General features: G+C 72.9%; 20 protein-coding genes. 3 read left to right on the top strand and 17 right to left on the bottom strand.

The features are described 5' to 3' along the window. Nucleotides 1–64: 64 nt before the first annotated feature. The 5 genes from IOD14_RS01760 to IOD14_RS01740 form a co-directional block, all read right to left on the bottom strand. The gene (locus tag IOD14_RS01760) at nt 65–748 is read right to left on the bottom strand and encodes a response regulator transcription factor (RefSeq protein WP_123990662.1); all 684 of its coding nucleotides are present in this window, start codon (nt 746–748) and stop codon (nt 65–67) included. Continuing rightward, nucleotides 745–2,097 (bottom strand): histidine kinase, encoded by a 1,353-nt coding sequence (locus tag IOD14_RS01755; RefSeq protein ID WP_249125803.1) that lies wholly within the window; start codon nt 2,095–2,097, stop codon nt 745–747. Before IOD14_RS01755 ends, IOD14_RS01760 begins: the two co-directional genes overlap by 4 nt. A gap of 10 nt (nt 2,098–2,107) precedes the next feature. Further along, the gene (locus IOD14_RS01750; RefSeq protein ID WP_212673178.1) at nt 2,108–3,307 is read right to left on the bottom strand and encodes an acyltransferase; all 1,200 of its coding nucleotides are present in this window, start codon (nt 3,305–3,307) and stop codon (nt 2,108–2,110) included. A gap of 34 nt (nt 3,308–3,341) precedes the next feature. Continuing rightward, nucleotides 3,342–4,271: an alpha/beta hydrolase gene (locus IOD14_RS01745; protein ID WP_212673177.1), complete on the bottom strand. Its 930-nt coding sequence runs from the start codon at nt 4,269–4,271 to the stop codon at nt 3,342–3,344. A gap of 262 nt (nt 4,272–4,533) precedes the next feature. After that, nucleotides 4,534–5,463 carry an alpha/beta hydrolase gene (locus IOD14_RS01740; RefSeq protein ID WP_212669500.1) on the bottom strand — a complete coding sequence of 310 codons (930 nt, stop codon included), beginning with the start codon at nt 5,461–5,463 and terminating at the stop codon, nt 4,534–4,536. Nucleotides 5,464–5,670: 207 nt separating this feature from the next. Between IOD14_RS01740 and IOD14_RS01735 the strand changes: the two genes are divergently transcribed. Beyond that, nucleotides 5,671–6,279 (top strand): TetR/AcrR family transcriptional regulator, encoded by a 609-nt coding sequence (locus tag IOD14_RS01735; RefSeq protein WP_123990659.1) that lies wholly within the window; start codon nt 5,671–5,673, stop codon nt 6,277–6,279. Nucleotides 6,280–6,295: 16 nt separating this feature from the next. Here IOD14_RS01735 and kynU read toward each other — a convergent pair whose 3' ends face one another. The 12 genes from kynU to IOD14_RS01675 form a co-directional block, all read right to left on the bottom strand. After that, on the bottom strand, nt 6,296–7,522 hold the full coding sequence (kynU, locus tag IOD14_RS01730; protein WP_212669499.1) for a kynureninase: 1,227 nt from the start codon (nt 7,520–7,522) through the stop codon (nt 6,296–6,298). Then, nucleotides 7,515–8,357, bottom strand: coding sequence for a tryptophan 2,3-dioxygenase family protein (locus IOD14_RS01725; protein WP_123990657.1), 843 nt, complete (start codon nt 8,355–8,357; stop codon nt 7,515–7,517). The genes kynU and IOD14_RS01725 overlap by 8 nt, the downstream gene beginning before the upstream one ends. Nucleotides 8,358–8,506: 149 nt before the next feature. Next, nucleotides 8,507–8,920: a DUF3151 domain-containing protein gene (locus IOD14_RS01720; RefSeq protein WP_212669498.1), complete on the bottom strand. Its 414-nt coding sequence runs from the start codon at nt 8,918–8,920 to the stop codon at nt 8,507–8,509. Between the two features lie 147 nt (nt 8,921–9,067). After that, a complete protein-coding gene (locus tag IOD14_RS01715; protein ID WP_123990655.1) occupies nt 9,068–10,537 on the bottom strand; it encodes an MFS transporter in 1,470 nt (489 codons plus the stop codon). Between the two features lie 66 nt (nt 10,538–10,603). Then, the gene (fbaA, locus tag IOD14_RS01710; protein ID WP_123990654.1) at nt 10,604–11,635 is read right to left on the bottom strand and encodes a class II fructose-bisphosphate aldolase; all 1,032 of its coding nucleotides are present in this window, start codon (nt 11,633–11,635) and stop codon (nt 10,604–10,606) included. A gap of 128 nt (nt 11,636–11,763) precedes the next feature. Continuing rightward, the gene (gene pyrE / locus IOD14_RS01705; RefSeq protein WP_123990653.1) at nt 11,764–12,312 is read right to left on the bottom strand and encodes an orotate phosphoribosyltransferase; all 549 of its coding nucleotides are present in this window, start codon (nt 12,310–12,312) and stop codon (nt 11,764–11,766) included. A gap of 10 nt (nt 12,313–12,322) precedes the next feature. Then, nucleotides 12,323–13,114 carry an aldose 1-epimerase gene (locus IOD14_RS01700; RefSeq protein WP_212669497.1) on the bottom strand — a complete coding sequence of 264 codons (792 nt, stop codon included), beginning with the start codon at nt 13,112–13,114 and terminating at the stop codon, nt 12,323–12,325. A 13-nt stretch (nt 13,115–13,127) separates the two neighbouring features. Next, nucleotides 13,128–13,988, bottom strand: a complete 861-nt coding sequence (locus tag IOD14_RS01695; RefSeq protein WP_212669496.1) for an SRPBCC domain-containing protein — start codon at nt 13,986–13,988, stop codon at nt 13,128–13,130. A gap of 70 nt (nt 13,989–14,058) precedes the next feature. Continuing rightward, nucleotides 14,059–15,687, bottom strand: coding sequence for a polyamine aminopropyltransferase (locus IOD14_RS01690; protein WP_212669495.1), 1,629 nt, complete (start codon nt 15,685–15,687; stop codon nt 14,059–14,061). 88 nt (nt 15,688–15,775) lie between these two features. Next, nucleotides 15,776–16,300, bottom strand: coding sequence for a DUF2617 family protein (locus IOD14_RS01685; RefSeq protein WP_212669494.1), 525 nt, complete (start codon nt 16,298–16,300; stop codon nt 15,776–15,778). A 1,005-nt stretch (nt 16,301–17,305) separates the two neighbouring features. Beyond that, the gene (locus tag IOD14_RS01680; RefSeq protein WP_249125802.1) at nt 17,306–20,152 is read right to left on the bottom strand and encodes a right-handed parallel beta-helix repeat-containing protein; all 2,847 of its coding nucleotides are present in this window, start codon (nt 20,150–20,152) and stop codon (nt 17,306–17,308) included. Nucleotides 20,153–20,389: 237 nt separating this feature from the next. Continuing rightward, nucleotides 20,390–20,626 (bottom strand): hypothetical protein, encoded by a 237-nt coding sequence (locus IOD14_RS01675; protein ID WP_123990647.1) that lies wholly within the window; start codon nt 20,624–20,626, stop codon nt 20,390–20,392. A gap of 265 nt (nt 20,627–20,891) precedes the next feature. Between IOD14_RS01675 and IOD14_RS01670 the strand changes: the two genes are divergently transcribed. Together IOD14_RS01670 and IOD14_RS01665 are read left to right on the top strand one after the other, a co-directional pair. Beyond that, nucleotides 20,892–22,085: a pyridoxal phosphate-dependent aminotransferase gene (locus IOD14_RS01670; protein WP_212669493.1), complete on the top strand. Its 1,194-nt coding sequence runs from the start codon at nt 20,892–20,894 to the stop codon at nt 22,083–22,085. A 201-nt stretch (nt 22,086–22,286) separates the two neighbouring features. Further along, a complete protein-coding gene (locus IOD14_RS01665; RefSeq protein ID WP_212673175.1) occupies nt 22,287–23,432 on the top strand; it encodes a hypothetical protein in 1,146 nt (381 codons plus the stop codon). Nucleotide 23,433 lies beyond the last annotated feature (1 nt).

The following is a 23,433-nucleotide window of genomic DNA, read 5'->3' as shown; positions in this document are numbered from 1 at the left end:
GGCCCGGTCGTCACCAGTGAGAGGGGTCCTCGGCCGTCCCCCTCAGGTACTACGGGTACCGGGATCAGTACCCCGCCGGTCTCACCAGCCCCGACTCGTACGCGAACACCGCCGCCTGCGTACGGTCCCTGAGGCCCAGCTTCACCAGGATCCGGCCCACATGCGTCTTCACGGTCTGTTCGGCCACGACGAGCCGCCCGGCGATCTCGGCGTTCGACAGGCCCTGCGCGATCAGGGCGAGGACCTCCGTCTCCCGCTCGGTCAGCTCCTTGACCCGGCGCTTGAGCGGGGCGCGGGGCCGGTCGTCGAGGCGGGAGAACTCGGCGATCAGGCGCCGGGTGATGCCGGGCGCGAGCAGCGCGTCACCGGCCGCCACCACCCGCACGGCCTCGGCGAGCTGCTCCGCGGAGGCGTCCTTCAGGAGGAACCCGGACGCGCCGGCCCGCAGCGCCTCGTAGACGTACTCGTCGAGGTCGAAGGTGGTCAGCACCAGGACCCGGATCTGCGGGCGTTCGTCCGTGATGCGGCGGGTGGCCTCAATGCCGCCCAGCTCGGGCATGCGGATGTCCATCAGGACGACGTCCGGGACGAGTTCGTCGACCTTGGCGATGGCGTCCAGGCCGTCGACAGCCTGCCCGATCACCTCGATGCCGGGCTGGGCGCCCAGCAGCACGCTGAAGCCCTGCCGGACCATCTGCTGGTCGTCGGCGATCAGTACGCGGATGTTTCCGCTCGTGCCGCTGGTCATGCGGTGCCGTCCTTCGAGTCGGTGACCTGGTCGGGCGCGCCCGGGGGTGCCGTCGGAAGATACGCGGCGACCTCGTAGCCGCCGTCGGGGCGGGGGCCGGCGCGCAGGGTGCCGCCGAGCATCGCGGCCCGCTCCCGCATGCCGAGCAGGCCGTGTCCCGCGCCCGGGGAGGGCGGCACGCTGCGGGTGGGCCGTGAGTTGACGACCCGCACGTCCACCCCGTGCACGTAGTGGACGAGTGCGACGGTGGCGGTCGCGCCGGGCGCGTGACGCAGGACGTTGCTCAGCGCCTCCTGCACGATTCGGTACGCCGACAGGTCCACGCCGGACGGCAGCGGCCGCCGGGCGCCCCGCACGTCGACCTCGACGGTCAGTCCGGCCGCCCGGGTGTTCTCCACCAGCGCGTCGAGGCGGTCGAGGGTGGGCTGCGGGGCGTGCGGCGCGGTGCCGGTGGCGGGATCGGCGGACTGCTCCGGCGCCCCGGGGTGCTCGGCCCGCAGCACGCCGAGCACCCGGCGCAGCTCCGTCAGGGCCTCCAGCGCGTTCTGCCGGATGCCGTCGAGGTTCTCCCGGAGCTCGGCGGACGGGTTCTCCACGAGGTGCGGGGCGACCTGGGCCTGGATCGAGATGACGGACATGTGGTGGGCGACCACGTCGTGCAGTTCACGCGCGATACGGCTGCGCTCCTCCAGCAGGGTGCGCCGGGCCCGCTCCTCCGCGGTGAGGGTGGTCTGCTCGACGAGCGCCCTGCTGGCCTCCCGACGGCCGCGCAGGGCGGAGCCGAGCACCACCACCACGGTGAACAGGATGACCGCGAGCACACCGGTGGGCTGGAAGTCGGCCGCACCCAGCACACCCTCGATGAGGTAGGTGAGCAGCAGGGTGATCGCCAGCGCCTCGACGGCGACCCGGGCGGGCACCCGGAGGGCGAGGAGCAGCAGCACGGCCAGCTGCCCGATGAGTCCGGCCGAGCTCCAGGGCCAGGTGAATTCGTGCGCGCCACCGGCCAGCAGGTGCCGGCGGACCTCGAGGGCACCGACCACCATGGCCGTGGTCGAGAGCCACCACGCGGGGACCGGCCGCCACATCGCGAACACGACGGCGGCGCCCTGTGCGATACCGATCGCGAAGGCGAGGGAGGACCCCACCCCGCCGTTGTCCCCGAGCTGCGCCACGGCGCCGATCGAGACGCCGAGGGCGACCAGGCACAGCAGTCCGTGCGGCAGCCAGCGCAGCCACACCGAAGGGGGCAGTGGATCGACCCGCAGTGTGCACAGGTCCTCGCGCAGCACATGCAGCCAGCGCCGTATGCGGCCGGCCACCAGCTGCCGGCTCCCCGTCTCCGTCACGCCGACCACCCTAGGCACGACGCGCCTCCTCCACCGCTGCCCGCTCGGTACGGCGGTGGACCCGGATCACCCGTGACGTGCGGCCACCGACCCTGCGCGGCCCCTGCTCGAAGGACCGGAAGGCCGACCGGCAGACCGCCAGGACGAGGACGAACACCGGGATCCAGGCCAGCCGGGCCGCGACCCAGCCCAGTCCGTCGGGGACGGTGTGCAGGCCGGGGAGCCTGCCGAGGGCGAGGCCGGTGGCCGTGGTGGCCATCAGCGCCGTCTGGTGCCACAGGAAGATCGTCATCGCGGAGAGGTTGACCACCGCGACCGCCGCCCAGGCCACGGGGCGTCGCATGCCGCGGCGCAACCGGTCGCGCAGCAGCAGGGCCAGGCCGCACTGGGCCAGACCGAAGGTGACGGCGGCCAGCGTCGGCGGGTTCAGGTTGGAGACGGCGGCGCCCGGCACCCCGACCATCGCCGCCGGGTACCCGGCCCACGCGACGAGCGCCGCGGTCGCCACCGCACCGCCCCCGAGCAGGAGCAGGCCCGCGCGCCGCCCCTCCAGCTCGCCGCGGGTCCAGGCCGCGCCCAGGGTGTACGGGACCAGCCAGCCGGCCGCCAGGTTGACCCACCCGAGCCAGTCCGGGCCGCCGAGCCCGAAGCGCACGAGGTCCACGTGCAGGACCACGGCCAGCGGCCACAGCGGGTGCAGCCGCAGCAGCAGCGGGGTCGCCGCCGTCAGGGCGCCGAAGACCAGGAGGAACCACATCGGCGACAGGGCGAGCTTGACCAGGGTGCGGACCGTCCCGAACGGGGCGCCTGTCAGCAGCAGGGCCGTCGCCGCGACCGTCCACAGGGCGAGGACGGCGGCCACCGGCCTGAACAGCCGGGACAGCCGGCTCGTCAGCCACTGCCGGTACGTCGTCCCGCGGGCGCGTGCCGAGCGGTAGCCGCGGGTCGCCACATGGCCGCCGACCAGGAAGAACACGGCCAGTGTCTGGAAGACCCAGGAGATCGGGGCCAGCCAGGGCAGGTGCTGCAGCGGGCTCGCGGCGTGCAGGGCGGTGCCGTCGGCGACCAGGGCCGTCACCAGCCAGTGGCCGAGGACCACGCCGAGGATCGCGCAGGCGCGCAGGGCGTCGACGGCACGGTCCCGCTCGGGGGGTGTCGCCGCGTCGATCCGGTCGACGGCCCGGCGTATGCCGTGCGCGCCCTGGCGTATGCCGTCGCGTGCGCCGCCCCGGATGTGCTGGGTCTCAGGCACGGGTCACCTCCGCGGTGTCTCCGAGGACGATCCGGGCGAGGTTGCTCAGGGAGACCGAGCCCGGGCTGAAGTAGTCGCTGTGGCCGCCCTCGCCGGCGGCGAAGACGCGGGCGCCGTAGGCCGGGGAGAGCGGGTCGGTGCCGAAGCCGACGGTGACGCCGAAGAGGTCGGTCCTGACGTGGGGGACCTCGGCGACCCAGTCGTCCTTGCCCCGGGCCGCCCAGACGCGGGCGGGGGTGTGCAGGTCCGCGGCGGTGTCCGCGCCGGTGCCGGGGCTGCCGACGAGCGCCAGGTCGTCGATGTCGAGGTGGGAGGCGGCTCGGGCGCAGACCACCGTGCCGTAGGAGTGGCAGACGAGGGAGACGGTGGTGTCGCGGCCGACGACGCCGTGGAGTCGGCGTATGAACGCGCGCAGGTGAGGGGCGGCTTCGTCGGCCCGGTCCGCGGTCAGGACCGTGGTGCTGATCGTGTCCGGGGTGCGGTAGCCGAGCCAGGCGACCACCGCGGTGCCCGTGCCCCTGGGCGCGGTCCTCGTCAGTTGCCGTCGGAGGGCCTCGGCGGTCGCCCGGAAGCGGGGGTAGGTGTCCAAGGAGGTGTCGGAGCCGGGGACGAGGACCGCCACGTGATCGGCGTGGGCGAGGTCGCCGAAGACCTCCGTCGCCGTGCCGTCGCCCCGGCCGTCGAAGGCCAGGAGGTGACGGGAGGAGGCGGCCAGCTCGCCGTCGGCCGCGGCACGGTGGGTGTCGCCGTGCGCCGCGGCCATGCGGGCGGCCGCCGAGGCGTTGGCCCGGTTGGCGGCGTAGATCCCCTCGAGGTTGGCCGCGGTGGGCTTCGGCAGGGCGGCGGGGAGCGGGGCGGGGATCTCCGGGCGGGCCGCGGCGGAGAGGGGGACGACCACCGCGGCGGTGATCAGGCTCGCCAGGAGGGCCCGGCGCCACCTGTGGGTGCGGCGGCGCGGGAGCTCCGCGCGGTCACCCTCTGCCCGGCGCCCCTCGCGCCGTCCCCTCCAGCTGCTCCCCACAGTCCCCGTCCCTTCCCGCCGGCCCGGCCATCGGGCTTGCCTGGAAAGGAAGTTACGGAGCAGCGGCCGTCGACCGCGTCACGCCAGGGAGCTCATTGGCGTCGTAGCTCTCAGGTATTACGGGTATCACCGGGACGGGCCGAAGGAGGCTTTCGAACCGAGCTCACCACGCCAGTTGCGCGATCTCCTCCGCCACCACCGCGCACGCGTCCGCCGCCGGGTCGATCAGCGGGAAGTGGCCGACGTCCTCCAGCAGCGTCAAGCCCACCACCTCGCCCGCCTTGGCCGCCGCGTCCGCGTACGCCTCGGCGACCGCCTGCGGGACGACCGTGTCGGTGCGGCCCTGGACGAGGGTGGTCGCGATGCCCGTCGGGAGCAGCAGGGCGGGGTCGGCGTACGGCAGCCGCGCGGTGAACCCCTCGTCCCCGCCCAGGAGCTGACGGCACGCTCCGCCGCACACGTCCAGCTTCTCGGCGACGGTGAAGTCGGCGATCGGGGCGAGGGCGACGACCCCGCGCAGGGGCGCCGGGCGGTCGGTGCGCCACACGGCGTCGTCCGGCAGGAGGTGCCGGGCCGCGGCCCACAGCGCGAGGTGGCCGCCCGCGGAGTGCCCGGTGACCACCATGCGGCGCGGATCGGCCTGCGGGAGGAACTCCCGTACGAGCCCGGGAAGCGCGTCCATCGCGGCGGCCACGTCGTCGAAGGTCTCGGGCCAGCGCCCGGCGACGGGGCCGGCGGCCCCCGTACCGCCCCCGGCCGGGGCACCCTGCGCCGGCAGGGAGACCCCGCCGCGCCGGTACTCCACGTTGGCCACCGCGAAGCCCCGCCGGGCCAGGAAGTCGGCGAACGGGGTCACATGGCGCCGGTCGTACGGCGCCCGCCACGCCCCGCCGTGCAGGACGACGACCAGCGGTGTGAGAGCGCCGCCCGCCGGAGCCTGACCGCGCGGGGCGTAGAAGTCGATCACCTGGTCGGGGTCGGCGCCGTACGCCGCGGTGGCGTCGGGGTCGACCGCCGGGTGCGAGAAGGCCGACTCCTCCTCGGCCGTGGCGCGGGCTTCTGCGGCGGCACGGGCAGCGGCGTCGTCCGGCATGCTCCAACCTCTCAGCGACGAAACGGATTTGACGGACCGTGAAAGCATCCTGAAAGAGAATTCGGCCGTTGGCCGGGACGGTATCAGGCCGATGACGTGCGCGGACACGGGGATGTCACGCTCGGTGAGGGTTAAACGGTTCTGCTGTTTCGTTACGCTGACGGCGGGTCCGCTCCCGCGGATCCGGAGCGCGCCGAGGAGGCCGTTATGTCCGCCGAACCCGGCACCGTCCGTCCCGGAGGGCGTACCGCGCGTGTCCGAGCGGCCGTGCTGCGGGCGGCCGGGGACGTGCTCGTCGAGCAGGGATTCGACCGCCTCGATCTCGCCGAGGTCGCCCGCCGCGCGGAGGTCGGCAAGACGACCGTGTACCGCCGCTGGGGGTCGGTCACCGCGCTCGTGGCCGACCTGCTCGCCGACATGGCCGAGCAGTCGCTGCCCCGCGCCCGCTCCGGCTCGGTCCGCGAGGACCTGCGGGCCAACGCCCTGCTGGTCCAGCGGACGCTCGCCGACCCCCGGCAGGGCGCCCTGTTCCGCGCGGTCATCGCCGCGGCGGCCTGCGACGAGCGGACGGCCCAGGCGCTGCGGCACTTCTACGCCGTACGGATCGCCGAGTGGGCCCCGTGCGTGACGGAGGGCGTCGCGCGTGGGGAGCTCCCGGCCGGCACGGACCCGGCGACCGTCGTACGGGCGGTCTCGGCCCCCCTCTACTACGGCCTGCTCACCGCGGGAACGGTCCCCGACCCGGCCGACGCCGAACGCGCGGCGGACGCGGCGCTGGCCGCGGCGAGGGCCGGGGTGTACGTCAACCCGGCCTGACGCCACGACGAGCCGATCAGCTGACGAGCGTCTCCGCCAGCACCCGCGCGGCCCGCTCCACGTCCGCGAATCCGACGTACAACGGCGTGAAGCCGAACCGCAGCACGTCCGGGTGCCGGAAGTCGCCCACCACGCCCCGCTCGATGAGCCGCTTCATCACCTCGCCCGCGTCCTCGCAGCGCAGCGCGACCTGGCTGCCCCGCTCGGCATGGGCCAAGGGGGTCACACACGCGACCCGGCCCTCGTCGACGTAGGCGGACACGCACTCCAGGAAGAAGTCCGTCAGGGCGAGGGACTTGGCGCGCACCGACTCGACCGACACCCCGTCCCAGACCTCCAGCGCCGCCTCCAGGGCGAGCATGGAGAGGATGTCGGGCGTGCCGACCCGGCCCCGCAGCGCGCCGTCGGCGGGGGCGTAGGACGGGCTCATGCCGAAGGGGTCGGCGTGCGAGGTCCAGCCCGGCAGCGGGGAGTCGAAGCGGTCCTGGTGCTCACGGCGCACATAGAGGTACGCCGGTGAACCGGGCCCGCCGTTCAGGTACTTGTAGGTGCAGCCCACCGCGAGGTCGACGCCGTGCGCGTCCAGCCCGACGGGCAGGGCGCCCGCGCTGTGGCACAGGTCCCACACCGCGATCCCGCCCACCGCGTGCACGGCGGCCGTCAGGGATTGCAGGTCGTGCAGGCGGCCGGTGCGGTAGTCGACGTGGTTGAGCAGGACGGCCGCCGTACGGCCGCTCAGCACCTCCGGCACCTCCGCCGGGGTCACCGCCCGCAGGGTGCAGCCGGTCATCCGGGCGGCGGACTCGGCGATGTACCCGTCCGTGGGGAAGGTGGTCGCGTCGACGACCACCTCGTCACGACCGGAGCCGGGACCGCCCGCGAGCCGTACGGCCCCCACAAGTGCCTTGAAGACGTTGACACTCGTCGAGTCGCCGACCACGATCTGCCCGGCCGCCGCCCCGACCAGCGGAGCGATCCGGTCGCCGATCCGCTCGGGCGCGGTCCACCAGCCGCTCTCGTCCCAGGACCGGATCCGCAGGGACCCCCATTGACGGCGTACGACGTCCTCGACACGCCCCGGCACGGTGGCCGGGAGCGCGCCCAGTGAGTTCCCGTCGAGGTACACCACGTCATCGAGCACGAACCGGGAGCGCACGCCCGCCAGTTCATCTCCCGCGTCCAACTCCTGTGCCTTGAAAGCGAGTTCCTTGAAAGCTGGTTCCTTGAAAGCGGGTTCAGACATGGGAGCGCGCCGTCCACAGCTCAGGGAACACGTTCTTCCGCGCGCGCTTCTCCAGCCAGGCCACCCCGGCGGAGCCGCCCGTGCCGGACTTGGCGCCCATCGCGCGGCGGGTGGCGACGAGATGGTCGTTGCGCCAGCGCCACACCAGCTCGGCGACATCGGTCAGCGCCTCGCCGAGGCGGGCGAGTTCGTCGCCCTCGGGGCCGGAGTAGAGGGCCGTCCAGACGGCCTCGACCTCCTCCGACGGCTCGTAGCGGAGCGAGACGTCACGGTCGAGCACGGCCGCCGGGACCGCGTGCCCGCGCCGCGCGAGGAGCCGCAGCACCTCGTCGTACAGGCTCGGTTCGTGCAGCGCCTTCTCCAGCTCGGCGTGCACGCGGGGCGCGCCCCGGTGCGGCACCAGCATGGACGCGGACTTGTCGCCGAGCAGGAACTCCATGCGGCGGTACATCGCCGACTGGAAGCCGGAGCCCTCGCCGAGGGCCGAGCGGTAGGAGTTGAACTGCGCGGGGGTCAGCTGGCCGAGCGGCTTCCAGGAGGCGGTCAGCGCCTCCAGCTCACGGACGGACCGCTTCAGCGCGGCGACCGCCGTGGGGACGTCGTCGGAGCGCAGCGCGCCCGCCGCGGTCTCCCACTCGTGGACGATGACGGTGAACCACAGCTCCATGACCTGGGTCGTGACCAGGAAGACCATCTCTCCGGGATCGTCGGAGAGGGTGTGCTGGAGGTGGGTGAGCACGTCCGCCTTGACGTAGTCCTCGTACGGCGTCGTGCCTTGGAAGTCGAGATGCGGGGTCTCCGGCTCCTGGGATTCCTGAGCCTCGTGGGACGACATCGCTGTCTCCTGATGTGTACTCCGGGTAGCGGTCCGCCCTGCCGTTACCGACACGGGGCCCCGGTCCCCGCCGGGCATCCTCTTCCATGCTCCCCGGAAATGGCAAGGCCCACCTGATCGCACAGGCGGGCCCGGGAAGCGGTGACGGCTCAGCCCAGCGTCTCGGCCGCCGTGAGCGAGGAGTCCTTCAGGAACTGCGTGCAGCGCTCGTACTCCTCCTGCTCACCGATGGATCCGGCGGCGCGGGCGAGGGCGTGCAGGGCGCGCAGGAAGCCGCGGTTCGGCTCGTGCTCCCACGGGACCGGCCCGTGGCCCTTCCAGCCGTTGCGGCGCAGCGAGTCCAGGCCGCGGTGGTAGCCGGTACGGGCATAGGCGTACGACTCCACGACGCTGCCCCGCTCGAACGCGTCGTCGGCCAGCTGGGCCCAGGCCAGCGAGGAGGTGGGGTACTTCGCGGCGACATCCGCGGGGGCGGTGCCGTTCGCCAGGAGCTCACGGGGCTCCGGGTCGTCGGGGAGGTGGGTCGGGGGCGGGCCCCCGAGAAGGTTCTCGTGAATGGACATGGGTCCAGTCTCCCTCGCCGGTGCCACGGTTTCGTCCGCGGGCCGGTGGGGGCCGATGGGGGCCGGTGGGGGCCGGTGGGCCGGTGGGGGCCCGGTCGGCCACGACGCCCCCGCGGCCGCCCTACGACAGCCGCCCCCGAGTCCGCCCTACGACAGCCGCCCCCGAGTCCTCTCCCCCTCCAGCGGCGGCGCCAGCACGGCTCCGTGCGTCCGGCACTCCGGCTTCCGGCACCCCGGCGGCAGCGACCGTACCGTCGCGAAGGCCACCGCGGACCCCACCACCAGCACCCCCGCGCACACCGTCATCGCCCGCTGGAACGCACTGTCGAACGCCGTGGGCGACCGGTACGCCTCCTCCCCCATCCCCGCGACCAGCGGCAGCGCGGCCACCGCGATCAGGCCCGCCGCACGGGCCGCCGCGTTGTTGATGCCGCTCGCCAGACCCGCCCGCGCGACGTCCACGGAGCCCAGCACGGTCGCCGTCAGCGGGGCGACCAGCGTGACCATGCCGGTGCCGAGGACGAGCAGCGCGGGCACCACGTCGGCGAGGTACGAGGCCCCCGGCCCGACCCGCAGCATCAGCAGCATCCCCGCCGCGCACAGCAGCGGGCCCACGGTGAGCGGGATGCGCGGCCCGATGCGGTCGGCGAGGGCGCCCGAGCGGGCGGAGAACAGCAGCATGAGGGCGGTCGTCGGCAGCAGGGCCGTACCGGCCTGGAGGGCCGAGTAACCCACCACCACCTGGAGCTGGAGCGCGGCCAGGAAGAAGAAGCCGCCGAAGGCCGCGTACACGCACAGGGTCACCAGATTGACCGCGGTGAACTGCCGGGACGCGAAGATCCCGAGCGGCATCATCGGGTCGGGCCGGCGTTTCTCCACGGCGACGAAGGCCACCCCGGCGGCCACCCCCGCGACCGCCGTGACGGCGACCAGCAGGGACCCGGAACGCGCCTCGATCAGCGCGTACGTCACCAGCGCGAGCGCCAGCGCGCCGAGGACCGCGCCGAGCACGTCGAAACGCCCGTGATCGCTCCGGCCGTCCGCCGACTCGGGCACATGCCGTACGGCGATCGGCGCGCACACCAGGGCCAGCGGCACGTTGAGCAGGAACACCCAGCGCCAGCCAGGACCGTCCACCAGCCAGCCGCCCACGAAGGGGCCGACGGCCGCCCCGATGCCGCCGAACCCGGACCACAGGCCGACGGCCCGGCCCCGGTCGTCGGGGTGGAAGGAGGCCTGGATCAGGGCCAGGGACCCGGGGGTGAGCAGGGCGCCGCCCACTCCCTGCAGGGCCCGGGCGGCGATGAGGACCCCGGCGTTCGGGGCGAGGCCGCACAGCAGGGAGGCGGCCGCGAACCACACGACCCCGACCACGAAGACCTTGCGGCGGCCGTACCGGTCCCCGAGGGAGCCGCCGAGCAGGATCAGCCCGGCCAGCGTGAGCATGTACGCGTTGACCGTCCACTGCAGGGCGGCGAGGTCCGCGTCCAGGTCGCGGCCGATGCGCGGCAGGGCGACGTTGACGACGGTCGAGTCCAGCATCGCCATGCTGGAGCCGAGGACGGTGGTGAGCAGGATCCACTTGCCTTGCGGCGAGGCCAGCCGGACGTCGGACATGGCCCCAGGTATACAGCGAGCCCGGTGCTGTGGCACCGGGCTCACCGCAAACAGCCGTGAAGGGTCTTACTTGATCTTCGTGCCCGCCGAGCGCAGGTTCTGCGTGGCCTCGACGACCCGGGCGGCCATGGAGGCCTCCGCGAGCTTGCCCCAGGTGCGCGGGTCGTAGGTCTTCTTGGAGCCGACCTCGCCGTCGACCTTCAGGACGCCGTCGTAGTTGCGGAACATGTGGTCGGCGACCGGACGCGTGAAGGCGTACTGCGTGTCGGTGTCGATGTTCATCTTGACGACGCCGTTCTCCAGCGCGGTGCGGATCTCCTCCTCCGTGGAGCCGGAGCCGCCGTGGAAGACGAAGTCGAAGGGCTGCGAGCCGGCCGGCTTGCCGAACTTGGCGGCGACGCCGTCGTTCAGCTCCTTCAGCAGGTCGGGGCGGAGGACGACGTTGCCCGGCTTGTACACGCCGTGGACGTTGCCGAAGGACGCGGCCAGCAGGTAGCGGCCCTTCTCACCGAGCCCGAGGGCCTCGGCGGTCCGGATGGCGTCGTCGACCGTGGTGTAGAGGGAGTCGTTGATCTCGTGCGAGACGCCGTCCTCCTCGCCACCGGTCGGCGTGATCTCGACCTCGAGGATGATCTTGGCGGCGCGGGCGCGCTCCAGGAGCTCCTGGGCGATGGAGAGGTTGTCGGCGAGGGTCTCCGCCGAGCCGTCCCACATGTGCGACTGGAACAAGGGGTTGCCGCCGGCCTTCACGCGCTCCTCGGACACCGCGAGCAGCGGGCGTACGTACCCGTCGAGCTTGTCCTTGGGGCAGTGGTCGGTGTGCAGGGCGACGGTGACCGGGTACTTCTCGGCCACGATGTGCGCGAACTCGGCGAGGGCCACGGAACCCGTGACCATCTCCTTGCTGTACTGGCCGCCCAGGAATTCGGCGCCACCGGTCGAGATCTGGACGATGCCGTCGCTCTCGGCCTCGGCGAAGCCACGCAGCGCCGCGTGCAGGGTCTGCGTCGAGGTGACGTTGATGGCCGGGTAGGCGAACTTGCCCGCCTTCGCCCGGTCGAGCATCTCGTTGTAGACCTCGGGGGTTGCGATCGGCATCTGTCCGCTCCTTGTATCTGCGGGTTGGCGTACTACGTGCTTACGGCCCTGACCTAGACCTTGTGTGGGGGTTCGACGTCATCGTCGGCCCCATCCTTCCAGACTTGGCCGGATGGTCCATCCCCTGGTCAGTGCAGTCCCAGCTCGTCCTTCGAGTACGCGAAGAGGTACGGCACGCCCGCGCCCTGTTCGATCTTCTCCGCGGCGCCGGTCGCGCGGTCCACGATGGTCGCGACGGCGACGACCTCCGCGCCCGCCTCGCGGACCGCCTCGACGGCCGCGAGCGGGGAGCCGCCGGTGGTGGAGGTGTCCTCGACGACCAGCACCCGGCGGCCCGCGATGTCGGGGCCCTCGACCCGGCGCTGCAGGCCGTGCGCCTTGGCGGCCTTGCGGACGACGAACGCGTCCAGGCGCTGCCCGCGCGCGGCGGCCGCGTGCAGCATGGCGCCCGCGACCGGGTCGGCCCCCATGGTCAGCCCGCCCACCGCGTCGAAGTCCAGGTCCGCGGTCAGGTCAAGGAGCACCTGCCCGACCAGCGGGGCCGCCTCGCCGTCGAGGGTGATGCGGCGCAGGTCGACGTAGTAGTCGGCCTCCAGGCCCGATGACAGGGTCACCTTGCCGTGCACCACGGCCTTGTCGAGGATCTGCTGCTTCAGGGAGGCGCGTGCGTCAGTCATGCCTGTCAGCTTAGAGGCGGCGCCAGCTCCAGGTCGTCGAGGCCTCCAGCGGCTCCAGGGGCGTGACCAGGCGCGGCAGCGTGTTCAGTCCGTTGGGCGGCCCGGTCTGCGGCTCCACGCAGACGGCGGCCTCCTGCTCGTCGTACACCACGACCCACTCCTCGCGGCTGGTGACCTTCAGCTCCAGCTGCCCGGGCCAGGTGAGCGTGACGTCGACGCCGTCGGGCATGCCGAAGCAGTCGTCCCAGGGGCTCGGCCTGGGCTCGACGCGGTTGCCGGTCGGCAGGTGGTCGTCGCCGCGCTCCTCCTGCCAGGCGGCGGTGAAGTCGAGGCGCACGGGCTCACCGCCGTCCAGGGTGCGGTTGAACCAGGGGTGCCAGCCGATCTGGGCCGGGAAGGAGGAGTCGTACGTCTCCACGGACATCGTGAGCGTCAGGGCGTCCTCGGTGAGGGCGACGACCTGGGTGACACGGCCGGGGAAGGGCCAGGGGTCGACGAGGTCGTACGTGATGACCGCCTCGTCGGTGCCGCTGCGGGCGACGGTCCAGGCGCCGTCCCGCGCGGTGCCGTGGATGGCGTGCGGCGGGGAGTTGAGCGGCATCTGACGCACCGTCGCGCCGTCGCGGAAGCGGCCGTCGCGGATGCGGCCGCACCAGGGGACCATCGGGAAGCAGCCGAACCGCTCGCCCTGGCGCAGGAGTTCGGTGCCGGCGATGCGCAGACCGCCGATGCGTCCGCCGTTGGCCGGTTGTACGGTCACCTCCGCGGTGCCCGCGGTCAGCGTGATCTCTTCTTGGCTCACGGGGAGACAGTACTCAACGGCGTTTTCTCAGCACCCGGGTCACCACGATCGCCGATGCCAGGGCCACTGCCGCCGCCGGCGCCGCCCAGCGCAGGGTCGCGCCGGCGACCACCGTCTGGGGGGCCGGTACGGGGGCGTAACGGCCCCTCGGGGGCGCGTGGTCGACCTCCTCCGCGCTGCGGCCGATCATGGTCCGCCGGGCGTGGGCCGCCTCGGCCGGGGGTTCGGCGGGTTGCGTGAAGTCGTCGGCGAGGGGGGCCGGGGGGTGCTCCTCCTCCGGCGTCCGGGCGGTTTCCGGGGTCGTCTCGGGAGCGTCGGTGTCCTCAGGTGCCTCGGGGGCATCCGTAGCCTCAGGTGCCTCGGGGGCATCCGTGGTTTCAGGCGTCTCGGGAGCATCCGTTGTTTCAGGTGCCTCGGGAGTCCCCTCGGCCTCCGCCACCCGCTCCGGCTCCTCCCGGGCCTCGCCCAGCGCCTCCGCGAAACGGTTCAGCAGGCGTACGACGGCGGAGCGCACCGCGTCCTGGGGGAGTTCCGTGACCCGGCCGTCCGCCGTCGCCGTGCCGTCGAAGGTCAGGGTCGTGCCACCGTCCGTGTCGCGCAGGCGCAGGGTGAGGGCGAGTTTGACCGAGCCGGTGCCGCGGGCCTCGGTGGCGTCGCCCTCGACGGCGTAGGAACCGTCGTCCCGGGCCGAGACGTGCGCCGCGCCCCGGTAGGTGACGGAGTGGCTGCCGACCCGCACCTTCACGCGCCCCGCGACGGGGTCCGCACCGGCGTCCTGCTGGAGCCCGGGAACCGCCCGGGCGACCCTGACGGGATCGCCCAGGGCCTCCCGCAGCCGCTCGACCGGAACCGGAACGAACACCTCATGCTCCATGGTTGCCGAGCCTACCCAGGGGTGACGGACATGCACCCCGGTTGCGGGAAAGTGGCTGCGCCCGTCGGTCTCAGTAGCGCGGATGCAGCAGCGTGGAGGCCGCGAGACCCTTGATCCTGGTCGCCTCCGCCGCCCGTGCCGCGGCCTGCAGGGACTCCCGCGTCACCGTCGCCGTCTCCCGCGGGCCCGGTCCCAGCACCGGGCGGGCTCCCCGCGAGGCCAGCACGAAGCCCCAGTCGCCGGGGGCACGGGACGCGCCGGCCGTGCGGCCCGGTGCGGAGCCGGAGTCGAGGCCGTCGACGCGGTAGGGCGTGGTGCGCAGGCCCGCGGCGCGCAGGGTCGCGTCCACCGTCCAGAAGACCCGGGGGCACGAGGAGAGCGGTCCCGCGTGCACGACGAGACGGCCGCCGGGGGCCAGGACGCGGCGGACGAGGCCGTAGAACTCCTGCGAGTACAGCTTGGTGCTTGCGGTGGCGCCGGGGTCGGGCAGATCGGCGATCACCACGTCGTACGACGGCACGGGCGCCGCGGTACGCAGCAGACGGAAGGCGTCCGCGGTGCTCACATGGACGCGGGAGTCGCCGTAGACGTGGTCGTTGAGCCGGGCGAGTGCCGGGTCGCGGCGGGCCAGGTCGACCACCGCGGGGTCGAGTGCCACGATGTCGACCCGGCGCACCCCGGGGTACTCCAGCACCTCGCGGGCCGCGAGGCCGTCACCGCCGCCGAGGACGAGCACGCGCGCGTGGGGGCCGTCCATCGCGGGGTGGACGAGGGCCTCGTGGTAGCGGTCCCCGTCGTGGCTGCTGACGCGCAGGCGGCCGTCGACGTAGAGGTCGAGGGGGCGGCCGTCGGTGCCGCCGGTGAGGGCGATCTCCCGGACGCCGGTCCGCAGAGCGACGCGCACGTCCTTGCCGTAGACCGCCTCCCGCGCGGCCCGCTCGAAGTCGTCGGCGAGGACGGTGGCGGTGGCCAGCACACCGAGGACGGCGAGGTTGGCGACCAGCAGCAGCCAGCGGGCCCGGACGGACAGGTCGCGGCGGAACAGGCCGAGGACCAGGGCGCCGCCCACGACCGCGTTGACCGCGCCGGTGAGCAGCGTGCCGGTCAACTGGCCCAGCAGCGGCAGCAGGAGGAAGGGGAAGGCCAGGCCGCCGACCAGCGCGCCGACGTAGTCCGCCGCGAACAGGTCGGCCACCGCGCCGCCCGCGTCCTGGCGGCGGATGCGCTGGATCAGCTCCATCAGCAGGGGGACTTCGGCACCGATGAGCAGACCGATGGCGAGCGAGAAGGCGACCAGCAGCAGGCGCGGGCCGCTCGCCCACAGCCCGCCCCAATCACCGGTCCACGCGAACACGGCGTACAACGCCATCGCACTGCACCCGCCGACCAGCGCGAGCAGCGCCTCGAGGGCGCCGAACGCGGCCGCCGCGGTCCGGCGCAACCGCTTGGCGGCCAGCGAGCCGATGCCCATCGCGAAGACCATCACGGACAGCACCACGGACGCCTGGGTGACGGTGTCGCCGGTCAAGTACGAGGCGAGCGCGACCAGTTCGAGCTCGTACACCAGTCCGCAGGCTGCGCAGACGAAGACACAGGCGAGCACGAGGAACCGCCCGGTGCCCTGCCGGACCGGCAGCCGCGCGGGCCCGGCCCAGGGCGGCGGAGCGCCGGGCGGGGCAGGGGCGTGCGGCTCGATCACGGTGCGACGTTACGTCACGGCCATGGCACGCTTCGTCACCCACACGTGTGGAACTGGGAGTGAACCGGGAAACACGGGTTTGCCTGGCTCAGTGCGCCGTCCCCACCGGGACCCGGACCCCGACGCGCGTCCGCGTGGCCACCAACTGGCCGTCCTGCGGGTACGCGTGCCAGGTCCGCCAGTGCACCTGTCCGTCGTACCGCTGGGCCAGCAGGGCCGTGAACGCGTGCGGGCTCCCGGGAAAGACGCCGGCGAGTCCGTGCGGATGATCGGACACCAGTGCCAGCAACTCCTGTGCCCGGCCCGCGAACTGACCCGGCGACAGCACCTCCACGCGCGCGGCGAACTCGTACTCCCAGTCCCCGATCCGCTTGGCCACGCCCAGCGGCAACGGCGTACTGCTGCCGGCGATGCACGCCACCGTCTCCGAACACGTGCCACGGTCCTCCTCCAGGAGCACTTGGTGGGACGCGCCGAGAAGTCTCAACTGAAGCTTCGCCCCGGCGATCTCGAGGTCGAGCGTGGCGAGGGCGGGCAGCGGCTCACGCCCCAGGGCCCAGGCGAGGTCGGCCGCGCGCGTGTCGGTGTACGAGGTGTTCAGGGTCGTGAGCATGGGTCGGCTCCGCTAGCACGCAAAGAAAGGGTGGTGTGGGGTTCCGGCACACCCGGGCGACTGTGGGGGGATCGGCCCGGTCAGCCCAGTCGGAAGGTCAGGAGTTGTCCGTGTGACGTCCGAGGGGCTGTGTTGGTGTTTTAGAGGGAATCATGAACAGTGGCGCCACCACAGCGTTTTTACCCAAGTTCGTGGGGTTTCCATCCCTCCGTGGGCTCCTCAGCTCAACTGTTCAACCAAGGCGCGCGTCACGGCGGCCGGAGCGTATGCCGGAGCACCGGAGTTCCGGAGTGAAAGTGCGACAAGCGGGGGCGTGCGTCCCGACCCAGGTCAGGACGCACGCCCCCGCGCTCCCCCGTGCGGGGATGCGGTTCCCCCTGCCGGAGCTCAGCTGCCCCGTGTCAGCTGCCTCCCCCGCATCCGCCCCCGCCGCCGCAGGACGACCCGCCACCACAGGACGACCCACCGCCGCAGGAGTGCCCACCACCACAGGAGTGCCCGCCGTGGTGCCCCCCGCCGTGTCCCCCGCTGTGCCCGCCGGAGCTCCCGCCCGACGCCCCGCACGTCGAGCCGACACCCGTGCCACCTCCGGCCCACCAGCTTTCGCGGTGCACCCGGGTCCGTCCGCCGCGGGGCTCCTTGATCAGCCGGACCCGCTGCCTCTTGTTCGCGGCGGACACCAGAACCCCGACGAACAGGACCGCGAACACCGCAAGGATGATGCCGACGACCATGGCTCACCCTCCTTCCCTTACCCCCCGAAGCGACCCCCCGTGGGCGCCTCGCCGGTTGCGTGAGCTGGAGATGCCCCTCCGTCTCACGGGCCAAAGCAGAGTTGAGCTACTTCAGAGGCTTCTGTCGGGCCCGGGAGACCGGTATGGCCGTCGGGCGGCGACGACTTCAGTCGACGGGTGAGATTCCCGGCGACGGGCGACCGTACCCGCGGAATGCGCGGACCGGGTCGCCTGCGTCGTTCCGCGCGGGCTCCGGTCGGCGCTTGCGGCATCACTGGGCCACGTACGCGCCGTACTGGTCGGCGAGGACGTTCACGGCCGCCGAGCCGCCGTTGTAGATGTCGACGTACCCGTCCGAGCCGACCGGAGGCATGATCTCGTTCGGTGTCGTCCGCCCGGTGCCGTAGTCCAGGCTCGCCGTACCCGGCCGGGTGGTTCCGTCGGCCCAGGCGGTCAGGTAGCCGCCGGCGGCGGGGCTGACGGCGGTCAGCACCAGGTCGGCGGCCGTGGTGCCGGACGACGGGATGCCGTGGACGCCGCTGAACCTGAGCTTCAGCGTCTGGTGCGCCCCGAGCTTGGCGATGCGGCCCCCGGTGCCGGTGCCGTTCCGGGTGTCGAGGATCCGGGTGGGCGTGGACGGCAGGTAGACCGAACCCGTGCCGGTCGCGTCGGCGTAGCCGAAGACGTCGGTGACCAGTTGCACGGAGCCGCTGCTGCTGTTGTGCAGCACGACCTTGCCGTCGGCGAGCGGCACGACGGTCAGGTTCGACACCGTCTGCCCCTTGGTCCAGTACGACGTGGTGACGGCCGAGTCCGCGATGCCGTGCGAGGTGACGGTGAGCGACCCGGAAGCCTGGGTGCTCGTCGTCTGGACGTCGAGGACGACGGCCGCCGCGTCCGCCGGGATGCCGTGGGTTCCGGCGACGCTGACCGTGATCGACTTCCCGGACGCCACCGGGCCGGTGACGCCGCCCGTGCCGTTTCGTGTGTCGAGCACGCGGACGGGGGCGACGGGCGTGTAGGAGTGCCCGTACTGGGCGTGGCTGAAGATCCCGGCGGTGACGACCTTCACGCTGACGGAGGCCGCGCTGCCGTTGTAGAGGTACACGTCCCCGGAGGGGCCTGTCCTGACCGTCATGCCGTTCTCGGCGGTCTGGTGCGCGGCGAAGTTCACAGCGGAGACGGACGGCCGTGCCGTGCCGTACGGATAGAGGGTCAGATAACCGCCCGCGGTGCCGCCGGTGACCGTGACCCTCAGGGCGGCCGCGTCGACGCCGTTCGTATCGGTGTGCAGGGTGCTGCTGGTGAGGTCGAGGAGGCCGTGTGCCTTGACGGTGCCCTGGTAGTCGTACTCCGGCGGCGTCAGCGGCGTGTAGGAGTCGGCCGGCCGGAAGGTGGCGGTGGCGGTTGCGGTGCGCCCGAAGATGTCGGTCTGCGTCAGCTTCAGCAGGTAGCTGCGGAACGGCTCGTCGTCGTCGTAGTCGTGCCCCGCGGCTCCCCTGGTGACGGGCACGCTGTCGGACGAGGCGTCGCCCCAGGAGACCGTGCGTGAGGCGAGCTCCCAGTTGTCCGAGTGGTCGAGCGTGAGGGAGGCGCTTCCCGCGTCGACGGTGCCCTGGAAGATCTCCGGGCGCACGGTCAATGACGTGGCCGGAGGCGTCGCCGTACCGACGGTGACCTTCGCCGTCCGGGTCGCGCCGGACCCGTTGGCGTCGGTGACGGTGACCTTCTCGGCGTAGACGCCGGGGGTGGTGTACGTGTGCGTGACGGTCCCCGAGACGTCCGTGACGGCTGCGCTGCCGTCGCCGAAGTCCACCGTGTACGTCAGCGGCAGACCCCAGGAGCCGGGATTCCCGATGCCCGGTGTCACCGACACGCTGAGCGGGCCGATACCGCTGGACGACGTGGCTCCGCTGGGCATGGGGAGCGTGTCCTGCCGCTCGAAGGCCCCGCGGTCGTACGTCGTGTGCGCGCCGGTGCCGGTGTCCGCGACGAGGGGGTCGTCGACCCGGGGCGCGCCGTTCACGTCGGTGGCCGGTTCGCCCGGCGCGTCGGCGTCGGCCGAGTCGATCACCGGGGAGTTCTCGTCCGTGGCGTCCGGGTACGCGTAGCCGACGTGGTCGAGGTCATGGGCGCCCTGGCCGGTGGCCGCGGTGAAGGCGGCGACCATGGTGTAGCCGGTGCCGCCCCAGGAGTACTCGCTCCGGCCGCTGTCGAGCGCGAAGGCGTTGTAATCAGCGGCCACGGAGGCCGCCGAGTCGGCGGTGACGGAGAAAGCGGGGGCGGTCGGCGCGGGACAGACGGTGCCGTGCCCGACGCCCGTGAAGACGTTGTTCTCCACCGTCGCGGAGGAACCGCCGTCGATGGTGAGGCCCGGGCCGCACGCGTCGTCGAGCGTGTTGCCCGTCAGATCCGCGGTGGCGGTGCCGCTGACCGCGATCTCGGCGTACCTGCTGCCTTCGAGCTCGTTGGTCGTCACGGTGACGTCGTGCGCGCCGGACGCGACCTGGACGGCGTTCCCGTGGCTGTCATAGATCTTGCTGCGGGAGACGGTGACGTCCGACGAGGCGCCGTCGACGGAGACCCCGTCGGTGGCCGCGGTCGCGTCCTCGGGGCCCTGCTGGGCGATGTACAGACGGTCGAGCACCACGCCCTGCGAGCCTTTGACGTCGACGGCGTCGGTCGTGGTGTGGTCCAGCTGGAGGTTGGAGACGTGGACGTCGTGCACGCCCGACAGGGTGATCGTTCCGCCCAGGAGCGGCGGCAGGATCAGGGCGGCCGAGGTGCCGATGGGGTCGGAGGAGACGCCCTGGAAGGTGATCGGCTCGGAGGAAGTGCCGGACCGGGTGATGGTCACCGCCCCGCCGTAGCGCGGGGGGCCGACGATGTCGACCGTCTGGCCCGGCACCACCACGTCGGCGGCGGCCTGCACCGAGCAGAACGGCACGTCCTGCGTGCCCGGGCCCGTGTCGCTGCACCAGTCGACGTTCTGCACGTACAACGTCCCGGGCTGCCCGGTGTCCGCCGCGGCGGCCGGCGCCCCGGCCAGAGCGCCCACGACGACCAGCGTGCTCGCGGCCAGGGCGACGAAGCGTGACGTGCCCACCATTCCCCCCATGGATCAAATGCCCTGACGCGCAGTCTGGCACCGGCACCACAAAGAGGGGGTCTTGCGTTTCCCTTGATCCTCTATCCGCTTGAACGTGATTCGGTCAGGTCGCCCCTGGCACGGAGGACCGCTGCGGGTGGCCATCGAGTACCGCCCGGAGCCGGTCGGCGTCGGCCGGGGCCCGGATGCCGCGCTTGCGGCGGTTGCGGACCCGGTCCGCCGGGAGATCCACGTTCGCCACAAGCCCTAGTCGCCGGGCGCGGTCACGCACGGATGGTGCACGCATCCGTCCTGCGGCAGGGCATGGATTCCCCAGCGGATCGCGAACACCACGGCCGCCGCGGCCGCCAGGAAGACCAAGGCGTGGGCCGATCTGGCCCACCAGGCGTCCCACATCCTGACCGTCAGCGCCAGGATCAGGACGACCAGCCCCGAGAGGATCACGGCGGCTATGGCGAGGCCTGTGATGAGTAGCTGATACATGAGATGACGATGCCCACGCCCGCCCGTGCCCATCCTGGACCGGAGGTGCGGCGAGAGGCTCGCCCGGGCCTCTGGGCCGGGCCGTCCATGGGCCGTCTGGCGTCCGTGGGCCGTCCGGAAGCGGTCGACGCAGACGGACGACGACAGGGGCCGACCACGACAGGTGCCGACCGCTCTCCCCCTGCTCAGGGACGGTGCGCCGGGTCCCGCCAACGGGTGCCACTCCCCGGACGCAGGTTGAGGAACTCCGGAGCTTGGGCGCAGGATGGCCGGCATGACCTCCAGCGCGCGTCCCCTGCTCAACCGCCGTCTCGCCGAGTTCGGGACGACGATCTTCGCCGAGATGTCCGCTCTCGCCCTGCAGACCGGCTCGATCAACCTGGGTCAGGGCTTCCCCGACACGGACGGCCCCGAGGAGGTCAGGGAGGCGGCCGTGCGGGCGCTGCGCGACGGACGCGGCAACCAGTACCCGCCGGGCCCGGGGATCCCGGAGCTGCGCACGGCGATCGCCGCGCACCAAAAGCGCCGCTACGGCCTGGCCTACGACCCCGACACCGAGGTCCTGGTCACGGCCGGCGCCACGGAGGCCATCGCCGCCGCCCTGCTCGCCCTGGTCGAGCCGGGTGACGAGGTCGTCGCGTTCGAGCCGTACTACGACTCCTACGCGGCCTGCATCGCGATGGCGGGCGGGACCAGGGTCCCGGTCACCCTGCGGCCGCACGACGGCAGCTTCCGCCTGGACCTGGACGAACTGCGCGCCGCGGTCACCGACCGGACCCGCCTCCTGCTCATCAACACCCCGCACAACCCCACCGGCACCGTCCTCACCCGCGAGGAGCTGACCGCGATCGCCGAGCTGGCGGTGGAGCGGGACCTGCTGGTGGTCACCGACGAGGTCTACGAGCACCTGGTCTTCGACGAGGCCGAGCACCTCCCCCTCGCGACCTTCCCCGGCATGCGGGAGCGCACGGTCTCGATCGGCTCCGCCGGCAAGACGTTCTCCTTCACCGGCTGGAAGGTCGGCTGGATCACGGCGGCACCCGGCCTGGTCTCGGCGGTCCGCTCGGCGAAGCAGTACCTCACCTACGTGTCCTCCGGCCCCTTCCAGTACGCGGTCGCCGAGGCACTCGCCCTCCCCGACAGCTACTTCGCCGCGTTCCGCGAGGACATGCTGGCCAAGCGGGACCTGCTGGCCGCGGGTCTGGCCGACGCGGGCTTCGAGGTCTTCAGGCCCGCCGGCACCTACTTCATCACCACCGACATCCGCCCCCTGGGCGAGAGCGACGGCTTCGCCTTCTGCCGCGCCCTGCCCGAGCGCGCGGGCGTCGTCGCGATCCCGAACGCCGTCTTCTACGACGACCGGGAAGCGGGGGCACCGTTCGTGCGGTTCGCGTTCTGCAAGCGCACGGAGGTCCTGACGGACGCGGCGGACCGGCTCCGCAAGGCCTTCACACGCTGACCACGGGGCACAGTGAGTCCGGGTCGCCGGCGGGAGGCCGACCCGGGTCGGGGCTGTTGACCCACGGACACCGAGCACACAGTGCTCGCTTATGCCCGGTTTCCCATGCAATGTGCTGATGTGACCCAAGCCAGCACCCTCGCCCCGCCCACCGTCACACAACCCGGAACCCACCTCCGGACCACTCTCCGGCACCCCCTGGTGGCGGCCCTCGGGCTCTTCGCCGTCGCCCGGCTCACCGGGCTCGGCGTGGTCGCGGTGACCGCGTGGGCCACCGGTCACGGGCCGCTCGCGCTGCTCGGGCGGTCCTGGGACTCGCGGTGGTATCTGGGGATCGCCGCGCACGGGTACGGCCGCTCGCTCGACGTCCGGCCGGGTGTCGTCTTCAGCGACCTGGCGTTCTTCCCGCTGTATCCGGGGCTGGTCCGGGCCGTGACCGCGCTGACGCCGCTCGGCTGGGGCGCGGCCGGCCTGCTGGTGTCGTGGACCGCCGCCGCGGTGGCCGCCGCCGGCATCCACGCGCTCGCCCTACGTCTGCACGGACGCGCCGTGGCCGCCGCCCTGGTCCTGCTGTGGGGCCTGCTGCCGCACTCGGTCGTGCTGTCGCTGGCGTACACGGAACCGGTCCTGACGGCCTTCGCCGCGTGGTCGCTGTACGCCGTGCTGACCGGGCGGTGGGTGTGGGCGGGGGTGCTGGCCGCCCTCGCCGGGCTGTCCCGGCCCAACGGGTTCGCGGTCGCGGCGGCGGTCCTCGTGACGGCCGCGTACGAACTCGTGCGGGGCCTTCGAACAAACCGGGGTCTTCGAGAACACCAGGGCCTTCGGACAAACCGAAAAGTTACCCACAGGCTGTGGACGGGCGCCGCGCTCGCCCCGCTGGGCTGGCTGGGGTACGTGCTGTGGGTGGGCCGGCGCGAGGGTGATCCGCTCGGCGGCTACTTCGCGGTGCAGCGCCGCTGGGGCTCCCGCTTCGACCTCGGCCGGGGCTCACTGCGCTTCGTACGGCACCTGGTGCTCCAGGGCGACCGGCTCGTCTTCCCGATGGCACTGCTGCTGGTCGCCGCCGCCGTACTCCTGTACGCCCTGCTGCTCGCCGACCGCGCCCCTCTTCCGCTGCTGGTCTACAGCGGGGTCCTGCTGCTGGTCGCGCTCGGCGGGTCGGGGTTCTTCGCGTCCAAGCCGCGGTTCCTGCTGCCCGCCTTCCCGCTGCTGCTGCCGCTCGCGCGGGCGCTGGTGCGAACGGCGAGAGCCCGGCCCTGGCACGCGGCCGTGGTGGCCGGTGCCCTGGCCGGGCTCTCGTTCGCCTACGGCGCGTATCTGGTCGTGATCGCCGACACGCCGCTGTAGC

The sequence above is a fragment of the Streptomyces sp. A2-16 genome, assembly GCF_018128905.1.
GTDB lineage: Bacteria > Actinomycetota > Actinomycetes > Streptomycetales > Streptomycetaceae > Streptomyces.
The sequence above is the reverse complement of the archived record's forward strand: the minus strand, read 5'-3'. Positions and strand labels throughout refer to the sequence as shown.